The 15,382-nt window shown below is 45.4% G+C and carries 10 protein-coding genes; 1 reads left to right on the forward strand and 9 read right to left on the reverse strand.

Annotated features, from left to right (window positions below; all coding sequences use genetic code 11):
* Positions 1-98: 98 nt before the first annotated feature.
* On the forward strand, positions 99-1,538 hold the full coding sequence (locus B5D54_RS02160; RefSeq protein ID WP_078924845.1) for a sucrose-specific PTS transporter subunit IIBC: 1,440 nt from the start codon (positions 99-101) through the stop codon (positions 1,536-1,538).
* Positions 1,539-1,589: 51 nt separating this feature from the next.
* Here B5D54_RS02160 and B5D54_RS02165 read toward each other — a convergent pair whose 3' ends face one another.
* From B5D54_RS02165 to B5D54_RS02205, 9 genes are all read right to left on the reverse strand, one after another.
* A complete protein-coding gene (locus tag B5D54_RS02165; RefSeq protein ID WP_078924846.1) occupies positions 1,590-2,861 on the reverse strand; it encodes a sensor histidine kinase in 1,272 nt (423 codons plus the stop codon).
* Positions 2,845-3,534, reverse strand: a complete 690-nt coding sequence (locus tag B5D54_RS02170) for a response regulator transcription factor (RefSeq protein WP_078924847.1) — start codon at positions 3,532-3,534, stop codon at positions 2,845-2,847. The genes B5D54_RS02165 and B5D54_RS02170 overlap by 17 nt, the downstream gene beginning before the upstream one ends.
* Entirely contained in the window at positions 3,528-6,680 is a 3,153-nt protein-coding gene (locus B5D54_RS02175) for an efflux RND transporter permease subunit (protein ID WP_078924848.1), read from the reverse strand. Before B5D54_RS02175 ends, B5D54_RS02170 begins: the two co-directional genes overlap by 7 nt.
* A complete protein-coding gene (locus B5D54_RS02180) occupies positions 6,677-7,861 on the reverse strand; it encodes an efflux RND transporter periplasmic adaptor subunit (RefSeq protein ID WP_078924849.1) in 1,185 nt (394 codons plus the stop codon). The genes B5D54_RS02175 and B5D54_RS02180 overlap by 4 nt, the downstream gene beginning before the upstream one ends.
* Complete coding sequence (locus tag B5D54_RS02185; protein ID WP_078924850.1) at positions 7,848-9,227, reverse strand: TolC family protein; 1,380 nt, start codon at positions 9,225-9,227, stop codon at positions 7,848-7,850. The genes B5D54_RS02180 and B5D54_RS02185 overlap by 14 nt, the downstream gene beginning before the upstream one ends.
* Positions 9,228-9,356: 129 nt before the next feature.
* The gene (locus B5D54_RS02190) at positions 9,357-11,510 is read right to left on the reverse strand and encodes a TonB-dependent siderophore receptor (protein WP_078924851.1); all 2,154 of its coding nucleotides are present in this window, start codon (positions 11,508-11,510) and stop codon (positions 9,357-9,359) included.
* Between the two features lie 103 nt (positions 11,511-11,613).
* The gene (locus B5D54_RS02195; RefSeq protein ID WP_078924852.1) at positions 11,614-12,483 is read right to left on the reverse strand and encodes an AraC family transcriptional regulator; all 870 of its coding nucleotides are present in this window, start codon (positions 12,481-12,483) and stop codon (positions 11,614-11,616) included.
* A gap of 153 nt (positions 12,484-12,636) precedes the next feature.
* Positions 12,637-14,172 (reverse strand): multidrug efflux MFS transporter permease subunit VceB, encoded by a 1,536-nt coding sequence (vceB, locus tag B5D54_RS02200; RefSeq protein ID WP_078924853.1) that lies wholly within the window; start codon positions 14,170-14,172, stop codon positions 12,637-12,639.
* A 9-nt stretch (positions 14,173-14,181) separates the two neighbouring features.
* A complete protein-coding gene (locus B5D54_RS02205; protein ID WP_078924854.1) occupies positions 14,182-15,372 on the reverse strand; it encodes an HlyD family secretion protein in 1,191 nt (396 codons plus the stop codon).
* Between the last annotated feature and the right edge of the window lie 10 nt (positions 15,373-15,382).

The raw sequence follows: 15,382 nt of genomic DNA on the forward strand, positions 1-15,382 counted from the left end.
ATTTATTGACAAGAATTAATCTTGCAAACGTTCCCAGAAATACAATTAGCAAAACGAAAGACTATCATACAGACAAGTAACAAGAACCGGGGTGAGTTATGGACTATCCAGTCATAGCAAAACAACTTATGGAGCACTTGGGTGGTAAAGAAAACATCCAAGCGCTAGCACACTGTGCAACTCGATTACGTCTCGCGGTCAAAGATGAATCACTGATTAATGAACAGATGATTGAAGAACTTGATGGCGTAAAAGGTCAATTTAAAGTCGCAGGTCAATACCAAATTATTTTTGGTTCAGGCATTGTTAACCAAGTCTATGCTGAAATGGCTAAGCTAACAGGCCTTGCTGAAATGTCCACCAATGATGTGGCTTCAGCGGGAGCGCAAAAACAAAATATAGTCCAACGTGCAGTCAAAGGGTTATCGGATATTTTCGTTCCCATTATTCCTGCGATTGTCGCCGGTGGTTTACTGATGGGGCTATATAACGTCCTGACGGCTACGGGGTTATTTATCGATGGCAAATCATTAATCGATGCCAATCCTGGCTTGGCTGATCTAGCCAGCATGATCAACACCTTTGCTAACGCCCCCTTTGTTTATTTGCCCGTTCTGTTGGCTTTCTCTGCTTCACGAAAATTTGGGGGTAACCCATTCCTTGGTGCAGCTCTCGGGATGCTGATGGTACACCCCGACTTACTCAATGGTTGGGGATTCGGTAGTGCTTCCGTTTCTGGTGACATTCCAGTTTGGAACATCCTTGGCTTAGAAATTCAAAAGGTTGGCTATCAAGGCTCCGTCTTACCTGTTCTGGTTGCGACTTTTATTCTTGCTAAAGTTGAAAATGGCTTACGCCGGATTGTTCCTTCCGTGTTAGATAACCTATTAACACCGATGCTAGCGATTTTTATCACCGGCTTCCTGACCTTTACCATTGTTGGGCCAGTAACACGTGATGTCGGCTTCCTACTGGGTGATGGCCTAAACTGGTTATATGAATCGGCTGGCTTCATCGGTGGTGCGCTCTTCGGCTTTATCTATGCTCCCTTTGTTATCACGGGTATGCACCACAGCTTTATCGCTATTGAAACGCAGTTGTTGGCAGACATCGCCATCACGGGTGGAACATTCATTTTCCCGATAGCGGCTATGTCCAACGTCGCTCAAGGTGCCGCCGCTCTTGCCGTCGGTTTAACGACCAAAGAAGTGAAAATGAAAGGGATTGCCATTCCTTCCGGTGTTACCGCTCTATTAGGAATTACTGAACCTGCGATGTTTGGGGTCAACTTAAAACTTCGTTATCCTTTTATTGCTGCGATTTGTGGTGCCGCGATTGCCAGTGCCTTTATCACCCTATTCACCGTTAAAGCACACGCACTAGGCGCCGCCGGATTACCAGGTATTATCTCTATCAGCCCAGATAAAATTGGTTACTACGTAGTGGGTATGATCATCGCGTTTATCGCTTCTTTTGGTCTTACTCTACTGCTTGGTATGCGAGCCAAAGCCAAACTGGGTGCTCAAGCCAACGCGTAATACGTCCCCCTATAGCGTTTACGCCTTACCCGCTCAAAAGAGCGGGTATTTTTATGGCTTCAAAAAATGAATAGTGACATCTCGCCCATGTAAATATTTCACCGTTTCACACCGCCAGTGATACTGCTTAATAATTCGGTTAGTGAGTTCTAATCCGAGGCCAAACCCTAAATCTTCTGTTTTCTTGGGGCGGCTATCTTCTCGATTTGAAATCAAAACCTGAGCGCCCTCTTGGCGAATCACCACCTTTCCACATTGGGTATGCTGATATGCATTTCTAATTAAATTACTCAGTACAATTCGGTATAACGTTGCAGGAAGCCGATAGGATTGATGATGTATATTCACCTCTAGCTGCACTTTTTTATTATCAAGCAAATAGCTAAGTTCTTGGCAGATCTGTTCAATTGAGCTTCCTAAGTCAACCTCCACCAGAGGGAGTTCTGTTTCTTTTCCTCGGTTGAGCCACAATAAAGTTTCACACAGATCGCTCATTGTTACGCCAGCGCGTAAAATACGTTCCAATACTTGTTGACGCTTTTCTGGTGAACTTTGTTTTTCAAGCAGTTTCATCAATAATTCGCTATTACTACGAACAACGGCTATCGGTGTTCGTAATTCATGACTTGCATGAGCGAGGAATTTTTGTTCTCGACGAAGCGCACTATCAACTGAAACGAGACTGTTTTTGACCACCTCAGCTAAGCGATTCAGTTCGTTATAATGAAAATCAGGCGCAGGGATCACTAACTGTTCAGGCGTTAATTGTTTTGCCCAAAGTGCTAGCCGCTCGACAGGTTTTGCCACTCGTTGTACTAAAAAATACATACACAAACCAAATAAACCAATACCAAGCACGGCATAACTAACCAGTTTAACAAAATGGGGAATTTCTCCCCGAGGCCGATTTTGTATCAGTTCAGGACGTTGAACATCATCCAACACACGATAAATGTAGAGGGGATCGCCAGCCGTTTGATCATAACGCATTAAAAACACAGCACGCTCAGGTGCTGAAAACCAATGCTGATTTTCGATATATTTCGTAAATTGCATGGGTTGTTCTAATGGTTCAAATAACGCGGCAATGTCTGATGGAATGGCTTGCCAATGATGAGCAACGTGAAACCCCATCATCATTTCTGGTTTTTGTCCCGTTAATGCGACCTCTCGACCAATATCCATCATCATCATCCGCATTCCACCATCCAATCCCTGCTCAAAATAGTTTGCCGCTAAATGGGAGAAGCTGACAACCGTGATGCTGGCCATTGCCATCATCACACAGATAAGGAAAATCTTCAGGCTACGGCGTAGTTTCATCGTTATCCTGCTGTTGGATACTGAACCCAAACCCTGGCACCGTCTGAACCATCGCAGGCCATCCCTCTTGGTCTATCTGCTTACGTAGATTAAACATATGCACTTTTAGGCTGTTACTGTCTGGCTGTGCTTCTCCCCAGATCATCTGAATGATTTTTTCCCGAGTGACGACAGACGGATATTCTCGCATCAATAATTCCAAAATTTTTATCGAGATAGGTGAGAGCTTCAACTCTTGCCCATAACGGCGAGCTTTACGCAGCGATAAATCGAGTTCGAGTTCACCAATCCGCAGTTTTGTAGCCTGTCCACTCCGCCGTTTAGACAACACCAACATGCGCACCATGAGCTCTTGCATAGCAAACGGTTTTACTAAGTAATCATCGGCTCCGTGGTGAAAACCTTGCAGCTTATCATCCAAAGTATCACGCGCTGTCAGCATCAAAACTGGTGTTTCAATGCCTTGTTCACGAATACGTCGACACACGTCTAAACCTGCAATTTTCGGTAAGTTGAGATCCAGAATAATCACGTCGTATTGATAAGACGTGATCAGGTTATAACCCACTAGACCATCGGCAGCAAAATCGCACTCTATCCCTTCCAATTGCATATAGTCGATCAGCGCCGTCGCAAGATCGAGGTCATCTTCAACCAATAAAACCTTTAGCATGATGCTTTACCTATCACTTTGCACGTAACGTTTTTTACTATACCCACGACTCCCTTCTGTATTTCATACTGAATATAGAGTAACACGGGTATTAACAGTAAAGTAATCATCGTAGCGAACATAATGCCATACCCTAGTGAAGCCGCCGCAGGTTTTAAAAACTGTGCTTGCATTGATGTTTCGCTCAGCAGAGGAATCAAACCTGCAAATGTGGTAATGGATGTCAAAAGAATTGCACGTAGCCGGCTATTACACGCTTCAATAATGGTATCCAATATGGGTTTCCCTTCTTCTTGTAAACCGTTATAACGGCTGACCAACAACAAGCTATCATTCACCACCACACCGCTTAAAGCTAAAATACCAAACATAGACAAAATGCTTAAGGTCAACCCATTCACCCAATGGCCTAAAATCGCGCCGACAATACCAAAGGGAATGGCCATCATAATCAGTAGGGGCTGAATGTAAGAGCGCAACGGTATCGCTAGTAAGGCATAAATGGCGATCATCGCAGCCACAAACATCAATTCCATCGATTGCATGGTTTCCGCTTGTTGCTCAGCTTCTCCGGCAAAATCAACCCGCAAATGAGGGTACTCTTTCTGCCACTGTGCCAAAAATTGTTGCTTAACTTGATTGACAACTTGGCTGGGTGACAACATGGCTTTATCCACAACGGCACTCACATACACCGCTCGTTGATTGTTAATTCGAGTAATGGCTGACGCTTGGTAATCAGAATCAATCATTGCAACCGAACTGAGGGGGATAACCGTGCCGTCACTGCTACGAATATTCGCATTCATGATATCTGCTAAGGTTTGACGTTCTTGTTCTGGATAACGAACACTCACCGTGACTTCATCTTGTTTACGCTGAAATTTTTGGACTTCTCCCCCCCCAAAAGAATGCAGGACTTGATCAGCCAGCTGTGCCGTCGTTAACCCCAAAGCTCGTCCTTGTTCGGTTAATGTAAAGCGATACTGTGGTACTCCGGGGCTTAAGTTGTCATCAATACCGCTGATTCCCGGTAAAGCTTGCAGATAAGCTTTCACCGCCTTTCCCGCAGCCGTCACCTGTTCAGCATCGCTGGCTTTTAACTCAATTTTAAAGTTATCAACCATATCCATGCTGGCCAATACTTTGAGTTTTTTAGTGCCTTCCAGCAGGCCTATCTGCTCATTCCATATTTTTGTAAACTGATTGGTGTCGTACCCCGGAGAGTCAATGAAGGCGACCGTAACACTGCCTTCGGTATCGGATGAAGCCAATACCTGTAGGCTGGAAATACTGCTTTGTTCAGTAGGTAATCCCAGCTGAGCACGAAGATGGGTATCAGCCCTTTTCGCTGCCTGTTCAATCACTAATAAATTTCGATGAGTTTGTCCAAAGCTGGCATCGTCTAACATCGTGATATCTGCCGAAGCGATATCACGAGGAATATCGGGAAAGAAAGCCATTTTAACCGTTCCAGACATAGGCAATGTCGCAATCACGATCAGTAGGCTAAGAAATAGCAATAATGTTGCGTAACGAAATCGTAAACACAGTTTAATAACGGGCGTGTACACCTGATAATTCAAAAAATTCAATATTGAATCTGCGCTACGCTGAACTCGACTCCAACCACCTTTTGTTGCATTGCGATGAGTATTTAGGTGAGCAAGATGAGACGGTAAAATCAGTTTTGATTCCACCATGGAAAGCAATAAACAGACCGTCACAACCGCAGCAAACTGAGCAAAAATTTGCCCAAGCCCACCTGTCACATTGGATAACGCCATAAATGCAGCAACGGTAGTCAGCACACCAAACACGGTAGGTATTGCGACTTTCATGGCCCCTTTAATCGAGTTATCTAGGCTGTCACCCTCGTTACGCCGAGTGTCATAAATGCTTTCGCCTACCACCACCGCATCATCAACAACAATCCCGAGTGCCATAATAAAACCAAAAGTCGTCATCTCATTGATGGTGAGGTTGGCAAACGAACCTGTCATGAAAAATAGTGAGCCAAAAAAGACAAACGGTAAGCCCGCAGCAACCCAAAAAGCCACTCGAACGTTTAAAAACAGCGCCAGAACAAAAAAGACAAGAATGATGCCTGATATAGCATTTTTCACCAGTAAACTGAGGCGATCATTAATCATCTGGCTTTGATCGTACCAAGTCTCTAAGAAAACCTCTTCTGGCAATAAGTGTTGATCTCGCCATTGCTGGACGACTGATTTTGCTTGCTCAGCAATCAGAGTGACATCACCATACTCGTCCATCACGATTTCAATCGACATGCCATTTTGTTGGTTATAACGAGATAATGTGAAGGTGTCTTCATCAAATGTTTCTCGAACAACGGCTATCTCACCCAGTTTAAGTGTTGTACCTTGTGAAGTATTAATAAGAGGTATTTGAGCAAATTCTTCCGCCTCATACCTCTGGTTTGCCACTTTCAGGCGAACCGCTTTATCAGGATGACGCAAACTGGTCGTAAGAGGTGTCGATGACTCCGCATTCACCTTATCTTCAACGTCAGACAAACTTAGGTTATAACTTTGTAAAGTGGCTTCATCAATATCGATAGAAATAACCGGATCAGCGCTCGCTTTGATTTCTAAATCTCGAATGGCAGGTTGTTGCAAAAGATCGGTTTTTAACTCTTGTGCTAACGACTGCAAAGTCGCTCTATCCACGCTACCATAGAGCTGAACCCAAATGGCGTGATCTTGCATACGATCTTTTTCAATGATCGGTTTTTCTGCATCAGTGGGGAAATTATTGATCCCATCCACTTTTGTTTTAATGTCTGAGAGTAACGTGTTGAGATTGTAATCACTGGTTTTCTCAATAGTGACCGTACTGCCGCCAGCGTTAGAGGTAGAGGTAATCCGTTTTATTCCCGGAACGCTTTCCAATGCCTCTTCAATTTTAATCGCAACCCCCTCTTCCGCTTGCTTGGGGTCGCCGCTGTTATAGGTGACTGAAACCGTCACTCGATCTGGTTCCATACTCGGGAAGGCTTCTCGACGTAACTGGCTGAGTGACAAAACGCCCATCACGATCACCGATAGAAGTAATAAATTGGCCGCCACTGAATTTCGAGCAAACCAAGCAATAATACCCGATGGAGGAGGTGTCATACTCATAATGCTACCTCACTGATCACTTGCACCAAAGTACCGACTTGGTAACTGCTCAATGGGCGCTGAACAATTTGTACGCTTTCATGGGTAAAGGCTTTAACATACACAAAACCACCCGATTCAAACTGTTTCTCTGCTAGGATACTGGCCAATTTGCCTTGGCTATCGATGTACCAGATTTCCCCTTGCTGAGAAATGGCTGACTGAGGCAATTTCCAACTCTGTTCGAGGGGAGTTCCATCCACAATGGCGGTCACAAAGGTTCCTGGATATAACGGAGGTTCGATATCCAAAGGTTGAGCAACGGTTACAACCAATGCACGTTGGCGAGTATTACTGTCAAGGTGTTGCTCAACACGAGTTACATAACCGTTCCATGCCATTTGTCGATAACGCAACTCTACAGACCAGCTCTGTGGGTGACGAGCCAGCTCGGTATTGCTTCGTATCGGTAAATTCAACCATTGCGCTTCTGAAAGTGGAATAACGACTTCGACCACATCGGTACTGTATAAAGTGGCGACTTGTCCACCTTCTTGCAGATAACTACCAAGTTGAATGTCTCGGCTCACAACTAATCCGTCAAAGGGTGCATAGATCACGGTGTTTTTCAGATCATACTGAGCTTTTGCTAACACTTTCTGTGCATTCGTTAAAGCGGCTTTTGCTTGATCCCGCTGCGGTTGACGAAGGACCAATGGTGAATCAGGCTCCCCAGATAACCCCGACCGCTGCCACTCAAGTTTTGCTTGTTCCCCTTGACGCTCTTCTTCCAATAAGTTTAAGGTGGCCGTTGCTAATTCAGACTGAGCTTCACTCACCGCTTGCTGATATTTTGTTTGATCTAAAGTGGCCAGTACCTCACCTTTTTTTACCCGCTGACCACTTTCAAGGCCCGGCCCTAATGTCAACACTCGTCCAGAGACCTCAGCGGTAATATTAAGTGCATAACGAGGTTTTGCTTCACCATACCCTTGAACTTGTGCTGAATAGTGCCCTATGTTTACGTCGATAACGGAAACGGCAACGACGGGATCATGCTCAGGTTGAACCGTATCATGAAGCAACCCGCTCTCTTTGGGCTCATTCATTTGGGACAGTTGACTATGAGTGTAAGCCATCACTCCCAAAAAAATGGCACATGCCAGTAAAGTGGTTCCGAAAGTGACCTTATTGATCCTCATTTTTAACTCCTAATCCCAATGCTAATCCCAAATCAATCCGGTTACTTAATCGGTTATAAGTGACTTGAGCGAGTTTGATTTCGATATCGTAGGTTTGTTGCTGTATGGTGAGTAGTTCAAGAATGTCTACTAACCCTTTGCGATATTTATCCAGATAATTAGCGCTGCTGCGTTGTGCGCTGTCTAGGGCTAACCTCAAATGCTGTTGCTGACGCTCCAACGCCTGTTCCTGACCAAGAGCGCTTTCTACTTCATTCACTGCCGTCAATAAGGTTTCCTGATAAGCCCAAAAGACCTGTTCTGTCGTTAAGGCTTCCATCTCTGCTTCCGCTTTAAGTTTTCCACCTTGAAACAGCGGTGCTGTTAACTGGCCTAAAATGCTCCATAAAGGGCTAGTCAGTAAGCTATCGCTTAAGTGGTGATCGCTGTCACTCAATGCCGCACTAAAACTCAGGCTGGGCAACATGGCTTTATATGCCACTTGAGTGGTGTATTGTTGTGCTTCAATGTTGGCATAAGCGGCAATAAGATCAGGCCGACGAGCCAGATCTTGCTCTGGCAAATGAGCCAACGAAAGCAATACCGTGGGAAATTGAGCAGGAATAATAAGAGGGTCTTGGCTTCCTAACTGCCCTAATAGGGTAGTTAAATCTCGGCGAGCTGACGCTAATGTTTCTTGATATTCAGCTAATGTCGCTCGAGTAGACTCCATATTGGTTAGTGCGCTATCTCGGTCTTCTAGCCCACCTAAACCTTGACGATAGCGTTCTGTCACCACCTTTTCATTACGTTGCAAAAGTTCTAACCGCTGCGTTTCGATATGAACTTGCTGCTGGTAAAGGTTAATCATGAGCCATTGCCGCATAATGCTTGCCGCTAAGGTGTCTTTTGTGGCTTGGTAGTCCGCAGCACGGCTACGCAAGTTGGCGCTAGCCGCTGCTTTACCGTCTGCGATTTTTTGCCAAATATCCAATTCCCAGCTTACACTCAACTCCGTGTTGTATTGAGAATGGCTGTGCTCTTCTTTCTCTCCACTTAAGGTCAACTCTGCACTGGGTAGTTGATCTGCGGCGATCTGTTGTTTTTGTGCATAAGCAATTTTAAGCGCTAATGCCGTTTGCTGTAGGCTAGGGTTATGTTCCAAAGCACGATCAATCCATTGCTTTAATTCAGGAATATCAATTAATTCCGTAATCGAAACCATATCAATAGCAGGCTCAGTATCAATAACAGACCAAGCCGTAAGTTGCTCAAGGGATTCAGAAACTCGCGCTTGATACGTTTGCTGAGAATGGGTGGCGCAGCCGATTAACCCCGTAATCAATAAACTCACGGCGGATAACCTTAGCCAATGCGATGACATCATAGTGGTGTACTCCTGTTGATGAACCTTAGCGTAAATAAACAGGGGTTAAGAGAGGGTTAACTTAAGAAAAATAACGCCCAGAAATTCTGGGCGTTCATATTCGAGAAAATCAGAAAACTGACGGTGAGATTAGAATTGATAACCCACTTTTAGCTCAATACTCCGCTCTGCGCCATACCAGCAATTTACGTTGTTGTAACAGCTGTAATACTCTTTATTGAACAAGTTGTTAGCCATTACATCCACGCTGGCACCTTGTAAATTATCGCTCAATTGGCCCAGATCGTACCCTAAAGAGAGGTCAACCACCGTGTAGCTAGGCACTTTACCTTGCGTGTTGGTGGCATCCATAAACATCTCCCCGACATAACGAGTCCCCGCGCTGATGCGGCTACCACTCAGCACACCTTGCTCTTGATGATAAGTGCTCCATAAAGTGGCGCTATGTTTCGGCACATAAATGGGGGTTGTCCCTTCTAGCCCATTCGCGCTATCTTTGCTGACTTCAACATCCGCATACGTATAACCTGCGGCGATATCCCAATTGGGTAAAATCCACCAACGCGCTTGTAATTCTACCCCTTGAGAACGCACTTTCCCCACTTGGATATCATCTTGATAATTCGCAGAAGCGGGGTCAGTCACGACCACGTTTTTCTTCTCGATCCGATACAGTGAAGCGGTGGCCTGCTGACTCATATCGGCGGATTGGTATTTCACCCCAACTTCTGTCTGCTCTCCCACTTCGGGTTTAAATGGCTGGTCAAACTTACTATCTTTGCCTGCAACCGGTGAAAAACTGGTCGCAAAATTGATAAAAGGGGCAAACCCAGAATCAAATTGATATAAAGCACCGACTCGATACGACACCTCATGATGATTCGCTTTGGTGGTGGTCAAGGCATCCACATACTGGCTACGGCTTTCATAGTGGTCATAACGAGCCCCAGCAATCCATACCCATCGGTTCCAGCGGGCTTGATCCTGAAAGTAAGCCCCTAACTGTTTAATAGAAATGTTATTTTTAGCTAAATAAACTTGGCTCAGGCTACTGGAGTCCAGCAGGTTATTATTGGGATTGAAAAGATTAAATTGATAAAAACCGGCATTGGTCGTGGCATATTCTTTATATTCTGAATCTCCTTTTAACCGCTGGTAGTCAAGGCCAAACAAGAGGTTATGCTCAACACTTCCCCACGGGATCACCCCTGATAGTTGGTTATCGATCACAAGGCCGGTGTAGTCTTCATCGGTGCTATAGATATGACGAGATAACTCACCGCTGGTTTCATTAAAACCACTGGCGAGGTGATAGGTATTTTTCTGCGTTAAAGAAGCATCGGTATAACGCAAGTTTTGCAGAACACGCCATTGTTCGGTCAACTGATGCTGTACTTTATAGCCTAACATCAGCACTTCTCGCTCAAATTGACTCCAATTGACATCCCCCGCATGAGTCGAGGGGGAGGTAGAACCATTAGCATTGCTCGTAACCATTCCTGAGGCGGGCAGCGCTGAGTTCATTCCCATCGCTGGATCGTTTTGGTAATAGAGGTTGAGGTTTAACAAGGTGTTATCATTAATCTGCCAATCCAACGACGGGGCAATAAGGTAACGCTCCTCTTCTGTGCCATCAACCTGACCGTCCTGCTTACGGGCTTTAGCAATGATGCGATAAGCCGCTTGCCCCTCTTTGATTGCCCCCGTGGTATCCAACGTGACTTGTTTTAAGTGACGAGATCCGGTTGAAGCCGTCACTTCCGTATGACGCGTTTTTTGTGGCGATTTGGCGATCACATTGACCATGCCACCCGGCGGCATTGAGCCATACAGTACCGAAGTCGGCCCCTTAAATATTTCTACCTGTTGCATGGCAATCGGGTCAATCTGAGGCTGTAAGTTCCAACCTTTCAAATACTGCAACAGCAACCCATCGTAATAACTCTGGTCAACTTGAAAGCCTCGGATATAGTAATTATCGTACATGGTAACCGCACCGCCTTTGGTTTCAGTCACCACTCCCGGAGCATAACGCAGCGCTTGCCCTAAAGAAGTTACTCCACGCTGTTCTAATTCAATACCATCAAGCACGGTAATGCCTTGCGGTGTTTCCTCCGGCTCAAGGACGGTTTTGGTCGCGGTATTACGATAGGTTTGACCTAAAATGGTGACGGTTTCTAATTCTGCCGAGACCGCTTCTTGAGCAAAAGCGGCTGGCGTAATAAAACAGGCCAGCATGGCCAACGCGATCGGCGAATAAGAGATTGGTTTGTTAAATTCCATGATATTTCAACTACCCTGCTTTTCTTATATGAGAATAACTATCATTTTTATTCTATGGTAATAAACATGGAGAAAGTTAACAATTTGGAGCATCTTCCTATCGCTAAACTACTTCTATCGGTAGCCAATATTCCATTTCTGCCCCAGCATGATCAGCACGATATCCAATGGGGTAGCGTTCTAACTCAATCCCATCAACACCGCGGTACGACGAATGGGGTAACCAATGAAAAATAAACCATTCCAGCGTATTAGCGAGGTGAATCACTGGGCCTTTGTGTTTCACGACCGCATAAGTTTGGGCAGGAATAATAAGCTGTTCAGCCCCCTCCAAAGGGTGCAACGTGCCCGCTAAATAAGGTAAAACATGCCCACTCAATTTGGTTCCAGTCACATCAATCACGCCCACTAAGGCTTGCTGGTGAACGCTTGAGAATGACTGATAGAACTGCTGCCATAATTGAGGCACTCGATAGGAAAAATCGGGCGTTTCAGAAAAGAGCCCTTGTATTGTCCCACTCACCCCATAAACGGCGAATGAATCGGCTGACTCGACTTTGACTTCAATGAGCTGTGATCTGTTTTCATTCACGGATGAGCCATCGCTTCGATGAAAAGGCTTACGCAGCCCGATACGACGCCCTTGCTTTCGGTAATCTCTCGGACTCACGCCAAAATGCTGTTTAAATGCTCGGCTAAAGCTGATTTCGGAATTAAATCCTAAACTCACCGCAATATCGATCACGCGGCTTGAGTCTGCCAGTAAGGTTTCCGCTGCGGTACTGAGTTTGAGTTCTCGAACGTAGTTCGCCACCGTTAACCCTGTTTTACTTTGGAACACACGTTGCAGTTGCCAGCGAGACCAACAGCTCTGCTGGGCTAACTCATCTAATGTCAGCGGTTGATCTAAATGATTATGGATGTAATCCAATAACTTACAGATACGTTCAAAAGAAATTGAAGGAATATTCATTGAGCCACCACCTCATCATAAGGCTATAGTCTCGCATAACTGCTATTGTAATGAGAAGTGTTATCAATATTGTTATCAAAAAAGACGGTGATCAATAAGGGTCTATTAAGCACTGACCACCGCCAAAAAAATGATGAATGTAGGGTTGAATGACTAATGTACAGCGGAAGTATCCACCGCGTACTTCGGTTTAGGAGCAAACCAGATCATGCATGCAGCGACGGCAAAAATAACCGCAATCATCAAAAACAACTGGTTGGTCGCCACCATGACACTCTGGTTTTGTAAGGTCCAATCCATCGCTGATCGCGCTTGCTCGGTACTCATTCCTGCATTTTGCATCGCTTGGCTCGCCACGCCCACTTTATCGGTTAAGCCAGATAATTCAGCGTGAACATAGCGAGATTCTCGCTCCCAAAAAGTATTGATCATAGAGGTAGCAAAAGCGCCAGATAAAGTACGAATAAAGTTCATCAACCCCGCTGCCGATTCCATTTCATGCATTCTGACGCTGCCTAGCGCAATCGCAGTCAATGGAACAAAAAATAGCGGCATCCCGATACCTTGGAAAAACATCGGCCAGCTAATTTGCGAAAACGTCATGTCTACGGTGCCAAAACTACGCATAAAGGTCCAAAAGCCCAGCCACATTACCCCAGCAAAAACAAAAGGCCGAGGATCGTATTTCGATGATAAGTTAGCAATAATGGGGGCGAGGAAGACGGCCAATATTCCCATGGTCGCCGTGGCATACCCAGAAATCGTCGCGGTGTAACCCATATAGATTTGCAACCACAATGGCGTTAACACAGAAATACTAAAGAAAGCACCAAAGGCCAGTGACAACGTCACCATGCTCATACTATAACCGCGATGCCGAAAGACCTTGAGATCCACCACAGGGTTACGTTCTGTCAACTCCCAAATCAGAAATGCCACAAAACCAATCGCCGCAATCACAGCTAATGTGACAATCCGTGATGATTCAAACCAGTCGTGATCTTTACCTTCGTCCAGCATCAGTTGCAAAGCTGCCACCCACACCACTAATAATAAAAGTCCGACTTTATCAATTTTAGAACGAACGGTTTTGGTCTCAAATTTTTGTAACAACGTCCAGCAGATCAAGGCAGCCCCTATCGCAAGCGGCATTTTTACAATAAAGATGTATGGCCAACTGAACTGATCACACAATATCCCACCTAAAATGGGCCCCATTATCGGTGCAATCAACGTGGTCATACTCCAAATACCGATGGCAACATGCCCCTTATTTTTCGGGAAAATTCGCATCATTAAAGTTTGTGACAGCGGCATTAATGGCCCACCAGAAAACCCCAGAAAGATCCGAAACATGACTAATGTACTCATGCTGTTTGCCATTCCACATAACAGTGAAAAAACACCAAACAACAGAAAACAAGTCACAAACACTCGAATAGACCCAAAACGTGAAGCTAGCCACCCCGTCAATGGTACGGATATCGCCTCGGCAACCGCATAAGAAGTGATGACATAGGTTCCTTGACTCGTTGATGTACCTAAGCTTCCGGCAATGGTAGAAACGGAAACATTGGCAATGGTGGTATCTAAAATAGCCAGAAAGTTCGCCATTGCCAGACACAAGGCCCCCACAAACAGTGCCCCACCTGACAAAGGTTTGATCTCATGGTCAGCAGCGTGACTCATCCTCTCACCTTAACCTTGTTCTGCTAATTGGGTTGCCCGATATTGCACTAACGTTTGTGCGTTAATTTCAGCGGCGGTATCAATAGTGACAATCATTGAAAGCCCCACCTGCAAGGGATGGCTCTGTAACTCTTTCGGATCCAATTCAATTCGTACGGGCAAACGCTGCACTACCTTAATCCAGTTACCGGTCGCATTTTGTGCCGGAATCATAGAAAATGCCGAACCTGTCCCGCCCGAAAAACCCGCAACCACCCCGTGGTAAGTCACGTCATCGCCATACAAATCTGCGGTTAATGTGACTGGCTGACCTATTTTCACCTCACGCAGTTCCACCTCTTTGAAATTGGCATCAACATAAATCTGGTTAATAGGCACTATGGTCATTAATGGCATTCCCACTTGAACCCGACGCCCAACCTGAACCTGACGCTTAGCCACCACCCCGCTGATTGGGGCTCGGATAATAGTACGCTCAAGATCAATTTCCGCTTGTTCAAAACGAGCTTTCGCTAGCAAGACTTCAGGGTTATTTTCTACTGTAGTGTTATCGGTTAACGCGGCATTGGCTTTTTGCGAACCGATACTCGACAGCCTCGTTGCTTTTGCTTGCGCCATTGCCGCTTGAGCGGCTTGCAGATTCGCTAGCGCTTGATTATACCCAGTTTGTGCATTGCTCAGCTCTTCCCCCGATACCGACCCCGAGCGCACAAGCTCTTCACGACGAGTTAAGTCTATTTTCGCTCGTTCGAAGTCTGCTTGTGCTGCGCTTAGCAGAGCTTTTGCCCGTTGTTCATTGGCGTTTTGCGCTTCCACCAAAGCGGTGAGTCCTTCATCATTGGCTAAGTAGCTGCGAACACGACGCTTCGCCAGCGCTAAATCGGCTTCAGCTTGACTCAGAGCCAAACGAGCATCGGTATCATCAATGTGTACCAATACGTCACCTTGATTCACATATTGAGTATCAACCACATTAACACGAGCAATAATGCCACTAACCGCAGGTGTCACTTCAGCGATTTCAGCCGCGGTATACGCATTATCGGTTGAAACAAAACGTGAACCAATGAAGTACCAATAAACACCATAACCGCCACCTGCAATAATGATCGCTAATGAAAGCAGCAGGAATCCTTTTTTACGAGCTTGTGAAGCCCGGTGAGTATCAAAATGTTCTGTTGTTTGTTCAGACGAATTCATAAGAAAAACC

The organism is Vibrio cincinnatiensis DSM 19608, from assembly GCF_900167345.1.
Taxonomy (GTDB): domain Bacteria; phylum Pseudomonadota; class Gammaproteobacteria; order Enterobacterales; family Vibrionaceae; genus Vibrio; species Vibrio cincinnatiensis.

What these genes read in the sequence shown, in the direction of transcription:
- B5D54_RS02160 (WP_078924845.1), top strand. Translation starts at nt 99, where the DNA reads ATGGACTATCCAGTCATAGCAAAACAACTTATGGAGCACTTGGGTGGT.
- B5D54_RS02165 (WP_078924846.1), bottom strand. Translation starts at nt 2,861, where the DNA reads ATGAAACTACGCCGTAGCCTGAAGATTTTCCTTATCTGTGTGATGATG.
- B5D54_RS02170 (WP_078924847.1), bottom strand. Translation starts at nt 3,534, where the DNA reads ATGCTAAAGGTTTTATTGGTTGAAGATGACCTCGATCTTGCGACGGCG.
- B5D54_RS02175 (WP_078924848.1), bottom strand. Translation starts at nt 6,680, where the DNA reads ATGAGTATGACACCTCCTCCATCGGGTATTATTGCTTGGTTTGCTCGA.
- B5D54_RS02180 (WP_078924849.1), bottom strand. Translation starts at nt 7,861, where the DNA reads ATGAGGATCAATAAGGTCACTTTCGGAACCACTTTACTGGCATGTGCC.
- B5D54_RS02185 (WP_078924850.1), bottom strand. Translation starts at nt 9,227, where the DNA reads ATGATGTCATCGCATTGGCTAAGGTTATCCGCCGTGAGTTTATTGATT.
- B5D54_RS02190 (WP_078924851.1), bottom strand. Translation starts at nt 11,510, where the DNA reads ATGGAATTTAACAAACCAATCTCTTATTCGCCGATCGCGTTGGCCATG.
- B5D54_RS02195 (WP_078924852.1), bottom strand. Translation starts at nt 12,483, where the DNA reads ATGAATATTCCTTCAATTTCTTTTGAACGTATCTGTAAGTTATTGGAT.
- vceB (WP_078924853.1), bottom strand. Translation starts at nt 14,172, where the DNA reads ATGAGTCACGCTGCTGACCATGAGATCAAACCTTTGTCAGGTGGGGCA.
- B5D54_RS02205 (WP_078924854.1), bottom strand. Translation starts at nt 15,372, where the DNA reads ATGAATTCGTCTGAACAAACAACAGAACATTTTGATACTCACCGGGCT.